At 43.0% G+C, this 15,317-nt stretch carries 18 protein-coding genes; 3 read left to right on the top strand and 15 right to left on the bottom strand.

Annotation, left to right across the window (positions count from 1 at the left end; translation table 11 throughout):
* Positions 1–290: 290 nt before the first annotated feature.
* From MPH60_RS02730 to MPH60_RS02715, 4 genes are all read right to left on the bottom strand, one after another.
* Positions 291–1,529: an Nramp family divalent metal transporter gene (locus MPH60_RS02730; RefSeq protein ID WP_272492830.1), complete on the bottom strand. Its 1,239-nt coding sequence runs from the start codon at positions 1,527–1,529 to the stop codon at positions 291–293.
* Positions 1,530–1,739: 210 nt separating this feature from the next.
* Complete coding sequence (gene dat, locus MPH60_RS02725; RefSeq protein ID WP_241592573.1) at positions 1,740–2,594, bottom strand: D-amino-acid transaminase; 855 nt, start codon at positions 2,592–2,594, stop codon at positions 1,740–1,742.
* 21 nt (positions 2,595–2,615) lie between these two features.
* On the bottom strand, positions 2,616–4,028 hold the full coding sequence (gene pepV, locus MPH60_RS02720; RefSeq protein WP_241592575.1) for a dipeptidase PepV: 1,413 nt from the start codon (positions 4,026–4,028) through the stop codon (positions 2,616–2,618).
* A gap of 155 nt (positions 4,029–4,183) precedes the next feature.
* Complete coding sequence (locus tag MPH60_RS02715; RefSeq protein ID WP_241592584.1) at positions 4,184–5,521, bottom strand: MATE family efflux transporter; 1,338 nt, start codon at positions 5,519–5,521, stop codon at positions 4,184–4,186.
* A gap of 443 nt (positions 5,522–5,964) precedes the next feature.
* Here MPH60_RS02715 and MPH60_RS02710 point away from each other — a divergent pair, with 443 nt between their 5' ends.
* On the top strand, positions 5,965–6,699 hold the full coding sequence (locus tag MPH60_RS02710) for an SDR family NAD(P)-dependent oxidoreductase (protein ID WP_241592586.1): 735 nt from the start codon (positions 5,965–5,967) through the stop codon (positions 6,697–6,699).
* Positions 6,700–6,785: 86 nt separating this feature from the next.
* Here the strand turns inward: MPH60_RS02710 and MPH60_RS02705 are convergent, their stop codons facing one another.
* The 10 genes from MPH60_RS02705 to MPH60_RS02660 form a co-directional block, all read right to left on the bottom strand.
* A complete protein-coding gene (locus MPH60_RS02705; protein WP_137018105.1) occupies positions 6,786–7,271 on the bottom strand; it encodes a DedA family protein in 486 nt (161 codons plus the stop codon).
* A 234-nt stretch (positions 7,272–7,505) separates the two neighbouring features.
* Positions 7,506–8,084 carry a signal peptidase I gene (gene lepB, locus MPH60_RS02700; RefSeq protein ID WP_241615805.1) on the bottom strand — a complete coding sequence of 193 codons (579 nt, stop codon included), beginning with the start codon at positions 8,082–8,084 and terminating at the stop codon, positions 7,506–7,508.
* A 64-nt stretch (positions 8,085–8,148) separates the two neighbouring features.
* On the bottom strand, positions 8,149–8,532 hold the full coding sequence (locus MPH60_RS02695; protein WP_241592590.1) for a DnaJ family domain-containing protein: 384 nt from the start codon (positions 8,530–8,532) through the stop codon (positions 8,149–8,151).
* 441 nt (positions 8,533–8,973) lie between these two features.
* On the bottom strand, positions 8,974–9,387 hold the full coding sequence (locus MPH60_RS02690; RefSeq protein ID WP_241592591.1) for a DUF4064 domain-containing protein: 414 nt from the start codon (positions 9,385–9,387) through the stop codon (positions 8,974–8,976).
* Positions 9,388–9,548: 161 nt separating this feature from the next.
* Entirely contained in the window at positions 9,549–9,722 is a 174-nt protein-coding gene (locus tag MPH60_RS02685) for a hypothetical protein (RefSeq protein ID WP_241592593.1), read from the bottom strand.
* Positions 9,723–9,885: 163 nt separating this feature from the next.
* Positions 9,886–11,331 carry a uroporphyrinogen-III C-methyltransferase gene (gene cobA, locus MPH60_RS02680; RefSeq protein ID WP_241592595.1) on the bottom strand — a complete coding sequence of 482 codons (1,446 nt, stop codon included), beginning with the start codon at positions 11,329–11,331 and terminating at the stop codon, positions 9,886–9,888.
* A gap of 13 nt (positions 11,332–11,344) precedes the next feature.
* Entirely contained in the window at positions 11,345–12,160 is an 816-nt protein-coding gene (locus MPH60_RS02675) for a uroporphyrinogen-III synthase (RefSeq protein WP_241592597.1), read from the bottom strand.
* A gap of 449 nt (positions 12,161–12,609) precedes the next feature.
* A complete protein-coding gene (locus MPH60_RS02670) occupies positions 12,610–12,882 on the bottom strand; it encodes a hypothetical protein (protein WP_241592606.1) in 273 nt (90 codons plus the stop codon).
* Between the two features lie 140 nt (positions 12,883–13,022).
* Entirely contained in the window at positions 13,023–13,733 is a 711-nt protein-coding gene (locus MPH60_RS02665; protein ID WP_241592608.1) for a DsbA family oxidoreductase, read from the bottom strand.
* A 74-nt stretch (positions 13,734–13,807) separates the two neighbouring features.
* Positions 13,808–14,263 (bottom strand): RrF2 family transcriptional regulator, encoded by a 456-nt coding sequence (locus MPH60_RS02660; RefSeq protein WP_241592610.1) that lies wholly within the window; start codon positions 14,261–14,263, stop codon positions 13,808–13,810.
* 177 nt (positions 14,264–14,440) lie between these two features.
* Between MPH60_RS02660 and MPH60_RS27670 the strand changes: the two genes are divergently transcribed.
* Together MPH60_RS27670 and MPH60_RS02655 are read left to right on the top strand one after the other, a co-directional pair.
* Complete coding sequence (locus MPH60_RS27670; RefSeq protein ID WP_272492831.1) at positions 14,441–14,575, top strand: hypothetical protein; 135 nt, start codon at positions 14,441–14,443, stop codon at positions 14,573–14,575.
* Entirely contained in the window at positions 14,572–14,883 is a 312-nt protein-coding gene (locus tag MPH60_RS02655; RefSeq protein WP_241592613.1) for a hypothetical protein, read from the top strand. The genes MPH60_RS27670 and MPH60_RS02655 overlap by 4 nt, the downstream gene beginning before the upstream one ends.
* Here the strand turns inward: MPH60_RS02655 and MPH60_RS02650 are convergent.
* A complete protein-coding gene (locus MPH60_RS02650; RefSeq protein WP_241592615.1) occupies positions 14,873–15,307 on the bottom strand; it encodes a ferritin-like domain-containing protein in 435 nt (144 codons plus the stop codon). The two genes, MPH60_RS02655 and MPH60_RS02650, sit on opposite strands and share 11 nt — an antisense overlap.
* Positions 15,308–15,317: the final 10 nt, after the last annotated feature.

Here is a 15,317-nt window from a genome sequence, read left to right as displayed (position 1 = left end):
TACCTTTTCTTGGGCCTCCTAATAAATATTCCCTCCATCGGGAATATTTCAAATCTTACATAATATGAACGCAGTCCAGGAAGGTTTTTTTCGGGCTGGGTCGAATTTCGGTAGGTCGGATTATACCCGAGCTGGGTCGGATTATCTCCCATCTGGGTCGGATTATACCCGAGCTGGGTCGGATTATACCCACGCAAGGTCGGAAATATCCAAGCTGGGTCGGATTAACGAAACACACAGCAAAAAATCCAAACAAAAAAGGACCAAAGATTGGTCCCTCCCTGCTTCTTTTAACTGAAAAGTGTTTCGTAAAGCAAGAACAAGTTCAGTCCAATGATAAGTACAGCTATAAGCCAAGCGATGCAAGAGGTGATTTTATGGTTGACCAAGCTGCCCATGATTTTTTTATCGCTTGTAAACATGATCAAGGGCACTAGGGCAAACGCGATGCCGAACGAGAGTACAATTTGGCTCATCACAAGTGCTTTGGATGGGTTCACTCCCCATAATATTATGAGCAGGGGCGGAACGGTGGTAATGACCCTTCTTAAATAAATCGGTATATGTCTTTTAATGAATCCCTGCATGACAACATCACCGGTCATTACACCAACGGATGAGCTGGATAAGCCTGCAAATAAAAGCCCTATTCCAAAAAACATCGCGACTGATGGTCCAAGCATGGCCCCGAACTGTTGGTAGGCAACATCCAAGTCCTCAACCAGTGCTCCATTCTTATGAAATAGTGCAGCTGAAACAATGACCATGGCGGCATTGATCGCACCTGCAATCAACATGGCGATGACAATGTCAATTAGCTCAAAACGATAAATCCTTTTTCTTTCCAAATCGTTTACTCCGACTATCCTTCTTTGAGTCAAAGAAGAATGAAGGTAGATTGCATGTGGCATTACGGTGGCACCAAGCATGCCGGCCGATAGCAAAATACTGTCCACTCCCTCGAACTTTGGAGTGAAGAGTCCTAATACAACGGCTGAAGTGTCAGGTTTCGCATAAAAAACTTGAGCGCCAAATGCTATCACAACGACAAATATCATGACCGTGATCAGGGCTTCGAATGTTCGATAACCCCTGCGCTGGAATTCGAGAATGGCAAAGGAACCAATCGCGGCAATTATTGCCGAAGTGATAAGCGGTAAGTCAAATAACAAATAAATCCCTAGTGCAGCTCCTATGAATTCAGCTAGGTCGGTTGCCATTATAACGGCTTCGGCCTGAATCCATAATAAGAAAGATGTTTTTTTCGAAAATCTTTCCCTGCATAGCTCCGGGAGGTTCTTTCCGGTGGCTATCCCCAATTTAGCGGATAGTGATTGGATTAGCACAGCCATTAAATTGGATGCGAAGATAACCCATAATAACGTATAGCCATATTTAGATCCGGCTGTAATATTGGTCGCATAATTCCCTGGATCAATATAGGCAACAGCTGCTATAAAGGCAGGCCCTAGATAGGGAAGCAGTTTTTTTATTCCTCTCGAAGAAGATTGATGCAACACATCGGACATATCTATTTCAACTCCCTTTTACACGCAACTCAAATTGTTGCAACAGGTAAACTTTTTAGGTTATTAGCAAGTATATTCCTGGTTTTTGAAAATGTCAAAAAGGGAGCTTGAATAGGAGTAATTAACGTGATCGGGGATTCGGGAAGAACATCTCGCTTCCGACTACACAGATAAAAACCCCTTTGCCAATAGTGGCAAAGAGGCTTTTATCTAGTTAACGGAACCGCATTGCTTCTCGATTTCCTCGGAAAACAGCTTCTGCAGTCTTTGAGTTATCGGACCGGGTTCCCCGGCTGCAATCGATTGGCCATCGATATTAATAATTGGTGTCACTTCGACGCTAGTGCTTGTATAAAGGACTTCATCGGCTGCCATCATTTCCCCGACCGTGAAGGCTTCTTCGACATAGGGAATGCCATGATCAGCGCAAAGTTTCAGCATCACCTGACGGGTAATTCCATTCAGGATCAAGTTTGTGGCTGGATGCGTTTTAAGTTGACCATCCACCACGATTGAGACATTTGACGAACTTCCCTCCGTCACCGTACCATCACGATGCTGGATCGCTTCATCACAGCCGGCTTCCACCGCTTGCTGTTTAGCCATTATATTACCCAGTAGATTTAAACTTTTGATATTACAGCGCAGCCAGCGGATATCGTCGGTGGTAACAGCATTGACCCCTGGCTTCATTTTGCCTGTATAAGGCATTTCCTTGGTATAGGCGACAAAGACCGGTTCCACCACTGCTGTTGGAAAAGAGTGTGTACGCGTTGATACTCCTCTTGTCAGCTGCATATAGACAATACCGTCCTTCAGTTGATCTTCAGCGATCAGCTCTTTCATGCGGGTTTTGATTTCCGCTATGGTAAAGGGAACTTTCATCTGTATCAACTTCGCACTGTCGATCAGCCGGTTCAAATGCATATCCCCCGCAAATAATTCACCATTATAAACCCGAATGACTTCATAGACGCCATCACCGAATTGATATCCCCGGTCTTCAATATCTACCTTTACTTCGGACCTGCTTTTAAGGTCGCCGTTAAAAATGATTTTTCCCATGTCTTTCTCCCTCTTTGCCTCTTATTTAGCCAATTCATGAATGGCACGTGCATAAATGGACGTTGCCTTAAGCATATCTTCAATATCAATATATTCATCTTTCTGATGCGCAATGTCTTCGCTTCCAGGGAAAAGCGGGCCGAATGCTACGCCTTCTTTCAATGAACGGGCGTATGTTCCGCCGCCAATCGAAAGGAGTTCAGCTTTTTCACCTGTCTCCGCTTCATATACTTCCTGCAAGGTCTTAATCAAGAAGCTTTCACTGTCCACAAAATGTGGAGTCGAATGCGAATTGGTCTTCACTTTCAAATTATATGCTGCAAGTCTTTCTTCCAATGCCGCCTTTTGCTGTTCCCACTCAAACGTCACCGGATATCGCATACTGAAACCGATCGAGCTGTCCCCTTGTTTTGAATAATTGAAAACACCGGCATTGAGCGTCAGTTCACCTGTTTGCTCATCCGAGTAAGCCACACCTAAATTATTCCCGCGGGAATCTTCAAACAAACGATCCTTAATGAAAGTGAAATAGGCTTTCGCATGTGGATCGAGAGTAAGATCAGCTAAAAATGCTGCTAAAAGGAGACCTGCATTTTTTCCATTCTTCGGTTCCATCGCGTGTGCCGAGACACCATTCATTTCAAGCAGCACTTGATTTTTTTGCGGAACGGCTTGGCCGCTCAATGAGTATTTTCGCAAATAATCCTGATAGTTTGCCGCCACTTCAGCAGGGTTGGCCGCTTCCACAATGGCCGTTGCAAAATCCGGTACCATATTCGTCCTTCGCCCTGAAGAAAATTCGATAACATTCACGTCTGAGTTCGTACCATTTCCTGCATCGGCAGGATGTATGACCGAGAAATCCCAGATTCCTTTTTCCGCACTGATGATCGGGAAGTCAGCATCTGGTGCGAAGCCGATCGAGGGCATTTCCTCCACCTCAAAGTACCGGTCAACGCAGCGCCAGTTCGATTCTTCATCGGTTCCAATGATCATCCTCACACGTTTATTCAAAGGTTCTCCTAGCTCCCGGACCAGCTTCATCGCATGATAAGCAGCCATCGTCGGCCCTTTATCATCGATTGCCCCGCGAGCATATATGCGGCCATTGCGGATCTCAGCGCCGAACGGATCCGAACTCCAGCCATCTCCCTCAGGTACAACGTCGACATGGCATAATATCCCGATTAACTCCTCGCCTTCACCCATTTCAATATGACCAGCGACATTATCGACATTTTTCACAGTAAAGCCGTCTTTTTCGCCTAATTGAAGCATGAATTCAAGCGCTTCCTGCACCCCCTTACCGAATGGGGCCTCCTCTGTAGGATGTTCCTCATCCAGTACACTTTTTATTTTCAATAAGTTTTGTGTATCCAGCAATAAGTCCATTTTCCGTTTTTCAACTTCTTCTCGCCAATTCAATTCACTCAAAATACGACAACTCCTCTTTTATATATATTTTTCATTTTATCACTTTTACTACCTGATTCGCCAAGCGTTGCTACCTATTCTTCGTATTCCCGTATTATCGCTACCGTCAAACTACCGATAAAACCCCTTACATAAATAAAAAACACCCTCTTTTATTAAAAAGAAGATGATTTCATTAAACTATCGGCATCCATATGCTTTGTTACTTTTCGGTTTAGCCTTGGGATGTATAATGCTAAAAACACGGAACGTCCTAAACTGAAAGCCAGGAATGCAAGCCATAATCCATGATTGCCATGATTGCTGACTGCTGAGAACTGGACAATCAAAAAAGCCATTAGTGCAAGAAGCATCGAGTTCCTTACTGGAACGGCTTCGGTCGCACCGGTGAACACTCCATAAAAAATGAGTCCAATAAAGGCACTGAACGGGAATAGGATTATCCAAAGTCCATATTCATGGGCCAGTTCGATGACACCGGGAATATCCGTGAAAAGGAGAATGACCTCATCGCTGAATAGATAGTAAGATGCGGCAAGTATGACAGAAGCATATAAGCCCCACCGCGCCGATAGTGAGAGTGTTTTTTTATAAAGGTTTATATCTCTCGAACCAATCGCCTTCCCGACCAGAAGACTTGATGCATTCGCGAAGCCATCAAAGCAATAGGCCATCAGGTAATGGATTTGTATAAGTACGGCATTTGCCGCCAGTGTCTCTGTCCCGAAAGTGGCTCCCTTGGCCGTAAAAAGATTGAAAACCGTGATCAGGCAAATGGTCCTGATGAATAAATCCCTGTTGACCACCATCATTTTTTTTAGGGAAGCCCGATCGAACCCCTCCCGGAATGAAAATGAATCCGGTACGTTGACCGCTTTCCGGATCACCCACAAACCCAGGAAAAACGCGGCAACCTCTGATATCAATGAAGCGGCAGCAACCCCTGATACAGACCATGAAAAGCCATTTACAAAGACAAGGCATAAGACTATATTGATCACGTTCATGAAAACTTGAATGAACAAAGATGTTTTTATCTTGGATTTCCCGATTAACCAGCCTAAGATGACATAGTTCAATAATGCAAAAGGTGCACCCCATATCCGGATGCCGAAATAGTCTGCGGCAAAGGCGGAAACGTCCGATTCCGGACTGATTGCGCCTAACGAAACATTCAAAATGGGCTTTTGGATCAAGATAAAAAGAAGACCGATGATCGCTGCTATGAAAAAAGGCCGAACCAAGGCCATTAGGCTTTGCTTTTCATCCCTTGCCCCCTCCGCTTGTGCAGCGAAGGCAGATGTACTGACCCGAAGAAAACCAAAAAGCCAATACATCGTATTAAAAATAATGGTTCCGACAGCCACCCCGCCAATATAGGCGGGATCGCTCAGCTTCCCAACCACAGCCGTATCGACCGCACCGAGCAAGGGTGTACTCATCGTCGAAATCGTTAGCGGGATGGCCAGGGAAAGATACATTCTGTTATTCATAAAATGATGACCTCCAATGTACAGAAAAGTTCTGAAAAGTTAGAATTGGAATGACGTTATAAAAATTTGTATTTAAAGTACAAAAAGATTGCAGTATTCGGTTTTAATCACTAGAATTGAATATATGGTGCTCCCCAGCATCATACGATGCCTCTACAAGATTACTTGTGAATCGGTTCAAATAGAACAGATTAAGCTATTTTAGATATTGATAATCTACGGTATCAAATTGTAGATTAAAAGATTGATAACGCTCTCAACGTGGAAATTCTTTTTCCACAATCATTTTATTATCCAGCAAGAAAAAGTAAAATCGCAAGCGGAAAAATAAAATGCTTGACGGATTCTAGAAGGAGTTATAGTATTGCTCGTTGATAATATAACTTTTGAACTATGCTTGAACATATTTTCATCGTTATAACAACACATTAGGAGTGATCATGATGGGAAGATTGACTAATAAAGTAGCCATTATCACTGGCGGAGCATCTGGTATGGGCAGGGAAATGGTTGACCTATTCACAAAAGAAGGAGCACAAGTCATTGCTGCTGATATCAATGAAAAAGCTGTAGCTGTTGTGAATGAATTGGATAACGTCCACGGAGCCGTACTTGATGTATCTTCAGACGAAAGCTGGAAAAAAGTGACGGATGAAGTTATCGCTAAATTTGGCAAGATCGACATATTGGTTAACAATGCCGGTATCTCAACGGAAAAAGGCATTAACGATACGTCATTGGCCGATTGGCAGCTAATGTTAAGCATCAATGGATTTGGACCATTCCTTGGAATGAAGCACGTTGTTCCTTACATGGCTAAAGAAGGTAAAGGCGCAGTCGTGAACATTTCTTCCTTTACTGCTCAAATCGGAATGGGCTTAAACTCTTATTCTGCTTCAAAAGGTGCCGTTCGTGCTATTTCCAAGGCTGCCGCAACGCAATATGGCCGCATGGGTGTCCGTGTCAATGCTATATTCCCTGGTATCATCGAAACACCAATGACTCAAAAATTAGAAGAGTCAAAAGAGTTAGTGAACCAAATGATCAAGGCAACGCCATTACAACGCTTGGGTCAGCCGGCGGATATTGCAAATGCCGTGCTTTATCTAGCATCCGATGACGCTTCATACGTAACTGGTGCCGAGCTTGTCATCGACGGCGGATACTCAGCTCAATAAATATAGGCAGAAATGGAAAAAACCGTTTCCGGAATCCAGAAACGGTTTTTTCTGATTCAATAAAGAAATTTTGAAGTTGAAATGAGTTAAGTTAACACACCAATGAAATAGCCAAAAGTCGTAAATACCAAACACCAACTGAAAGCCCCTGCTCCGGCAAAGATAAAGTACTTTCGTTTCCCCATTCCATTCATACCGGAAATGTAACTGGCGAAGTGACGGACTCCTGGGATGAAATAGGCTATGATAATGGTCCAAGGACCGTATTTATTGAACCATTTCTCCAATTTTTCCAACCTCGCGGGGGTCATTTTAATCCACTTACCATACTTCCTCAAAAAAGGCTTCCCTACCTTTTTCCCGATGAAATAACTGAAAAGCATCCCGGATATCGATCCAAGGAAACTGACAAGGAATGCTCCCTGGACATTCAAAACGGAAATGGATGACAAATAGCCGACAAAAGTCATCATGAACTCATCAGGAACCGGCAAGCCAATAATCCCAATGGCCAACAGCCCATATATTGCGAAATAACCATAGTTTGATATTAAATCCTTTACCATATCCATCTATAGTACTCCATCTCAGCACCCTTTTTTAAAGTAATCCAATTTCTAATGCGGGCCTGGGTAACGTGATTACTTCTTTTTAATAGGATAACCTAATTTAACCCAAATGAGTTGATTTTCATAAAAAAAGATAAAAAAAAGTAGAATCGACACGTTTTTTGTTGAAAAACCTGTATGATAATGGAATGAAAAACGCAACAAAAAAGCGGACTCTAAACCTGAGTCCGCTTCTTCTTATTTCACAATCTTTATTTCATTGATCGGCCAATACACTAGATTCGCCTTGCCTACAATTTCATCGACGGAAATCGTACCGATTTCACGGCTATCCAAACTATTTTGGCGATTGTCCCCCATAAGGAACAGCTGACCTTCCGGCACAGTCATGCTGCCTGTAATATCTTCGAGCTTGAAGGATTCAGTCAGCGGCACCCCTGCCATCTGATTCTTATATTTGTCCAAGTATGGTTCTTCATAAGCTTTCCCATTAATATAAAGCGTATCATCTTTATATTCAATATGGTCTCCTGGCAGACCGATCACTCTTTTTATATAATCTTTATCGACCGTTGCATGAAAAACGACAATATCAAACCGGTCGATATTATCGATATTCGTTCCAAACTTGGTAAGAACAATTCTTTCGTGGTCTTGCAGAGTCGGCATCATTGACTCACCGTCCACGACAATCGGTGCAAAAATATACGTTCGAATTAAAAAAGCTAGAATGACTGCAATCAATATCGCTTTTATCCATGAAAAAACTTCTTTTCTATTTTCCAATCGAAGTCCCTCTCTCTGTTTTTTATTCATGCCATTATATCATAATCCTTTAATGATCACGTCATACAAATACCCACATTTTACACATTATCAATTACTTCCATTTTTCATATTGGATATCGATGCTTTCCAACTCTATTTCCCTGCGTTGCATTTTGGCTGGACAAATCGCATTATATGTATGGACTTTCTCATTTATTTCATCAATTCGTTTCATTATTTCAGATTCAGGTCCATTCATTTTTTTCAATCGAACTAATCCGGATAGCTCTTCCCGAATTTCTTTTTGCCATTTTATCCAAAGCGGAAGGTAGCCGGCATCCTTGGCCTTTGTCAAGAAATTGTCATATATATTTCCCGATAACGCCGATTCCGGAAGCGGTTTTCCAAAGCCAGGATTATTCTTCAATCCGCCGTCACGTTCATATTCCTTAAAAATCTGATCCATCCAGTTTACATGCCCGTGTTCTTTGCCCATAAACAATCCCCCTTCAGATCACTTTATATTACATCTATTTACAATTATAACATTTTTATCAATAGCCACTCCACCCTGAAGGACACTTTCTACTATTATATATGCATACCTATCAGCGAAACATATTCAGACATCAAAAAGGATTCCCTATGGCGGGAATCCAACAGATTGTAGACAAACTCGATGAAAATCAAGTGTATCTATATTTTTTATGAGGATTTGTAAAATCTCGGACGTCGATTGAAACGTAGGGCACTCGCTTTCCGTCAATCAACTTTGTTTTAAACTTTAGATAAAATAATAGTAACATGATAGACTGGTGATTGCTGGCACAAAAAGGGATATCACCCTAAAATATCCTTACACCAAAAAAAGGAGCTTACCCGCATAATCAGACCAGCTCCTTTTTTTTCAAATCACAGAACTATGTATGGTGTAGGATCATTCAATCACTTCCACCGTATCCCTTGGCTTCCTTACAAGGCACATGATTCCCGGTATGATGAAGAAGATAAGCGGCCAAACATGAAAAATCGTCAGAATGCCCGTAATGATCAATAAGATCCCGGCTCCCTTCGCTTTGCCGCCCTTTAATAGAAAGATAGCGATCAAACCGCCTGCCAAGGCAATGAACAGCGATATGATCCCAGCCCATAATAAGCCCATGAAAAATTTGACTGACATATCAATTTCAGATGAGGAAAACTCCTGAGAATCTGTCATTAATGAGTAGTCCACCATTTCTTTTAAATCGATACTGTTGAGATAAACGGCCGTTATGATCGTCACGATTAAAAAAATTGCAGCGATGCTCACGCCTATGATACTTAATACGTATTCCCATGTCCGTTTCATTTGCTTCGCCTCCCTGGAAAAGTCACTTATATATAATACCCAATCTGGGAAGGAATAAAAGACTTTTACTCTTTACTCCTCAAAATCTTACGAGCGTCCATTTGGCAAGGTTAAGTCAAGCTATAACTCGCAAACAGGAAACCGAACCGGAGATACGGCAGTCACTCATCCTTCTTTTTCAATCGATCATGTAATTCATCTCTTTTATTTTCAAGGTTATTCATTTTTGTCATATGTTTTATAAAGAAACGGATCGACTTCACGACCATTACGAATAGCAGAACTAGTAGGGCTAGGTAGAATAATTGCCATAAAATATCAACAACATTAAACATTACGTCACCCCCTGTCTTTGAATGGTAAACATCAATTCTCTCATTTTCCAGTTATGTCCCATAATTAAATGATAACACGATAGGCCATAACACTGAATGTAAACAACATTTCTATAGAAAAATGAAGCCCTCCAAAGGAAATAGACTCTGTTTTTATCAGAGCCTAAAAAACATTCCTATTCACGATCAACTCCACCAATTGTTCGACAGACGGTTCTTTGGGCATCATATCCAACGTAAATCCATAGTCTTGAAGTCTATTGCCGGTACTTTCCCCGATCACCCCGATGGAGGCTTGATTTAGCAGCCCTTCAATATCCACGTCTGCCTTGTTCCCATATTGCATCAGCATATCAACAGAATGCCGATTCGAAAAAAGCACCGTTCCTACAGCTTTCCCATCCAGCATTCTCGGTAAGATTTCAAGGAATCTTTCATCGACAAATTTAGCGATTGATTGAATATAGTCTCCGTCCCCATGAGCCGAATCTCTAAGATCCCTGTCTCGATCTCCAACAACCAACAGGGTTCCGGCTTCTGTCATCTCGGATTTGAGCTCGGCCGTCAGTCCCCGTTGCTGTAAAGCCTTTTTTGATTTCCTTGATAATACATATAACTTAGAAGAAATCCGGCGGAAATCAATAGCATGTTCTGTGAGTGAATCCAAGAATCCATAGACACTTTCGGGCGAAGTGAAGAGTATTCGATCATACGAAAGAAAAGAGAGCAGCTGACTTTCTTCTATTTTCACTTTTGCCGCATTCCATTTAGGAAACTCGATGACTTCGCCGCCAAGTTCATGCAGGGCTTCCGCCAAGGAACTCTTTGCCGTTCCGGTCCGGGCCACTAAAAACCGCTGTCCATATAGTGGCTTCTTTTCGAACCATTGCAGTTTCCCCCTTAGTGAAATGATATCCCCGACCAAGGTGATCGCAGGATTGCCAAGCGACCTTTCATTTACCCTTTCAACGATATCATCCAAGGTCCCCTCGACACTTTCCTGTCTTCCATATGTCCCCCATTGAATGACGAGTGCCGGCGTGTTCCCCGCCTTTCCATGATTGATCAAATTTTCACGGATATACGGAAGATTGGCCACACCCATATAAAAGGCAACCGTATCTATACTAACAAGCCCGCTCCAATCTATATCCTTCTTCGTTCGGTCATGGCCCGTCACCATCGCAAAGGAGCGTCCGTAATCCCGATGTGTGACGGGGACTCCTGCGTACATGGATGCAGCAATGCTGGACGTAACCCCCGGAATGACTTCGAATGGGATTCCCTCATCCTTCAACGATTCCGCTTCCTCCCCGACTCTTCCAAAAACGGCAGGATCACCGCCTTTCAAACGGACGACCCGATGCCCTGCGAGTGCTTTGGAAACTAGCAGCTCATTGATTTCCCCTTGACTGATGCCAGTAGTATAAGGTGTCTTGCCACAATATATCAATTCACAATCGAAGGTGGCAGCCTCCAACAGTTTGGGATTTAGCAATCTATCATATAAAATGACGTCCGCTTTTTCAATCGCTTTTTGACCTTTGACGGTAATCAGGCCCACATCTCCCGGACCTGCACCCACAAAATAGACCTTGCCCTTGGTCATGCTGCACTCTCCCCTATCTGCTTGCTATTCCCTGATAATATTTCACCAGCTCCACCATTGCACTGCCCATCCGTTGATCTTCAGGATAAATGACACGCTCGATCCCTTCATCGATTACCACCTGTGCCGTTACCTTTCCGACCGCAAGAGCAATTACATCTGATGCAAACAGGTCGGCTATCTTATCCTCCACACCTTTTTCACGGACAAATCTCATTAAATTTCGCGGCTGCGGTGCACTCGTGAACACAACCGAATCGATTTTGCCTTCAAGGAGTTCTTGGATCAGCTGCTGCATCGTTTCTTTTTCGGGCGGTATATGTTCATATGGCAGGATTTCTTTATGCTCCACTTTTTGTTCATCCAACCAGTTCATCAAAAGTGGCGCCGGATCGCCGTGAAGCTGCAAAGCAACCTTTACACCTCTTGGCAGATGGCCTTCCAGATTGCGAACAAGCCCTGCCGTACTGCCATCATCATCACGGATTAATGGCTGCAGGCCAAGCTTTTTCAGCATATTCACCGTTTTATAGCCCCTAGCTGCAATCTTCATAGACTGCAAGGCTTCTATGAAACGATCTCCCGCTTCCATCTTCACGGCCGTTTTATATAATAATTCCGTCCCCACTCCCGTCGTAAGGATAATCCAATCGAACTCCCCTTCCATCAACCGGGTTACATCTTCTTCCAAATGGGAATCATCAAGGAATACCGTCCCCTGTGCCGGGCGAACGAGCGGGACTCCCCCAAGATTTTGAACGATTTTACTAAGTTCTTCCGTCTTCCTTGCTCCCAATAAAGCAACGGTCCTGCCATTAAGCTTACTCATCCATGCCCCTCCTATATGTACATTCAATTAAATCCATCTCACCCATTATACAAATTTTCAGTCTTTGAAACTATAAAAAACCAATTCCAAATCAAAATCCAACGCTTTTTCTTTCTTTTATCCTATATAAATTCAAAGGAAAAAGTGGATTAGCAGCATTTTTCTTCTTATTAGTCTCACCCTCGTAAGTTTGGAGGGGATACTCGTAAGTTTCGAGCGTTTACTCGTGAGTTTCGAACGTTTACTCGTGAGTTTGGAGCAAATACTCGTGAGTTCCGGGCTTTTACTCGTGAGTTTCCTAGGAAGTAAATCTTGACATGGCGTTCCACTCCAAGTTGTATACTGTCCGCATCATTTAAAAATAATTATGAAATGGGATGTAGTATGTATGAACACCGGCAATAAAAAAGCTGCCATCAGGACAGCTATTTTCAACGATTTACCTTTTGTTAATTCTTGTTTAGTGCCCTTTGGGCAATATGCTTCTGTTCTTTTTTTACAAAAACATCATATTGAGTGGTTTCATGGCGATTCTGAATTCTTTCGGAGCCTAAATTCATAGGCGTTTTCGTTTTGAATTGTACCCCTTCCCTTTCCAACTTCGCAACCGCCTTAAAATAATTTTCGTTCCCGAATGCTGAATAAATACATGTCCAATATTTATAGGAAATTAGTTTGGCAGTTACTGCACATGCAATCACGAAGACTAGTATTCCAATCATTATATACACCTTTTAGCTCCCTTTCATTTCGTACTTTTTTGAAAAGCCATCCTGTACACTATATTCTTTGCCATACATAACATTTCCTTTTTAAGTAAAAAAGGAGACCCCAGTTTCGGGTCTCCTTCTTCATATCTTCATTATTTTTCCGGCACGTTACAAGAACCGTCCGTACAAGCGTCACCTGTTGCTGGATCATTCACGATCGTAAGCGGATTTTCCTCAGCCCATACTTTTTTTAGCGTATCCAGGAATGCTTCTGGTGGCTGGGCACCAGAGATCCCATACTTGCGGTTAATGACGAAGAATGGCACGCCTGTAATTCCAAGCAGGCTTCCTTCTTGCTCATTTCCCCTAACCTCTGCCGTGAATGCCGTTCCTGCCAGCATGGCCTCCGTCTCGGACTTTTCAAGGCCAACCTCTTCAGCCAAACTAGCCAACATAGCGTGATTGCCAATATGTTTGCCTTCCGTAAAGTAAGCTTTAAATAGGCGTTCATTCATTTCATTCTCTTTACCTTTTGATTCAGCAAAATGCATCAAACGGTGGGCATCGAATGAATTCGTTAAGACCACTTTGTCCAAATGATAATCGAGTCCCAATTCTTTGGCTTGTTGAGTCAGGTTCTGGCTGTTCGCTTCCACCTGCGCTTGAGACATGCCGTATTTCTTGGCCAGCATTTCATTTTGAGTCATGTTGATATCCCGCTCAGCCTCTGGATTCAACTCAAAACTGCGAAATGAAACCTCTACCTGATCTTTATTTTCGAACTGCTTTAACGCCTCTTCGAATCGACGCTTTCCTATATAACAGAACGGACATTGATAATCCGACCAAATTTCCACCTTCATGTAAATACCTCCTTATTTTAAATGCAATCACACTAAGCACATTATATAATCCTGGGTATCCTCTTGCAAGGATATTACCCTAGACACTCATTTTCAAAATTGGTGAAGTCGACTTTTTTCATGAATTCTTCCAATGTATAGCCCTTTAGCAGGCGCAATGTTTCCTTTTCGGCTTCGTTCATGATCTCCTCCAAAGCCGTATCCAGCTGCTTCCCGACTTCACCGCATTCGCTCGTTTCCATACAAACAAGACATTCCGGCCGTACCGCTTGATACACATCCGCCAAAGTCAGTTGAGATGCAGGCACCTTTAAGCTATATCCGCCTTCCCGTCCCTCCTTTGTTTCGACAATCCCCGCAGTTGCAAGCTGTGCCATCACCCTTCTTAAAAAAGTGGCATGTGACTTCACCTTTAAAGCGATTGCCGAACTTGTCAGGAGCTTTTCGCTTTGTGCGAGCCAAACCAGTGAGTGAATGGCAATAGCGAACCGCGGCGGTCCAATTTGATTGTTTCGATTACCTGAAGACAAGATTATCCCCCCTTACACTCTTTTCCATTGTAAGGCCATTATACTATGTTACGTTCTCCCGAACAAATGGACCCTTTGACTTAATCAGCACATCCATATAGTCTGAATAGCAAATCTTTATCACAAGAAAATTTCATGTAGGAAAAATCCCCCTATTTACTCGTCATCCTTGGCGCAATGCTGTGGGGAACGACCGGTACAGCCCAGTCATTCGCTCCCGATAAAACCCATGCAATGGGGGCCGTCCGCTTGGCAGTCGGCGGAGCCGCATTCTTGATCATTGCAATCTGGCAAAAAAAATTAACGCGATGAATGAAACCATCTTAGCCACATTAGGAATGGCCTGTTATCTGCCGCTATTTTTCATGGCTTCCAGCATGACCGGAATGGCCATCGGCATCATCATTACACTTAGCAGCGCCCCCATCATCGCCGGATTCCTTGAATGGCTATTCATAAAAGAACGTCCATCAACAAGGATCGCCACAAGTTTATCGATTGCCGGATGTTTACTGCTTTTTTCCTATCAAGGGTCAGTTGCCATCGATCCAGTAAAAATAAGCCAGGATATTATCGTGGCTTATTTTTTCAACTTTCCTTACGATCGAATCAACCTTTGAGTTTAACTAAGTAAAATAAAAACCAGACGGCATGGTTTTGTTCATCGGCAGCAGCACGCCTGAACGCCTTTCGAATGGTTCTATCAGACGCACCATCTGCAACATCCAGATAAAAATCCACGGTTTCCTGTTCATCCTGAACGGCAAATTCCACTCCGGCCGCATAGGAGTCCGGACATATTTCCGTCACTTTAGGCTTTGGCTGCATCCCGGTCAAACTGTTGTAAATACGGGTGAATGCTTGAAAATGTTTTATTTCATCTTCCCTTATTTCTATGATTTGTTTCCTCTGTTTTTCATCCGGCGCTAATGCAGCTAATTTCTCATAACATTGGATGGCACTGTACTCGCCATTTATCGCCTTTTCAAGCTGGTTAATCAATTTATCCTGCTGTCTAATCCACTCACCTTCATGCCCATACATGGCCTACCCC

Source organism: Peribacillus sp. Aquil_B1 (genome assembly GCF_022603275.1).
Taxonomy (GTDB): domain Bacteria; phylum Bacillota; class Bacilli; order Bacillales; family DSM-1321; genus Peribacillus.
The sequence above is the reverse complement of the archived record's forward strand: the minus strand, read 5'-3'. Positions and strand labels throughout refer to the sequence as shown.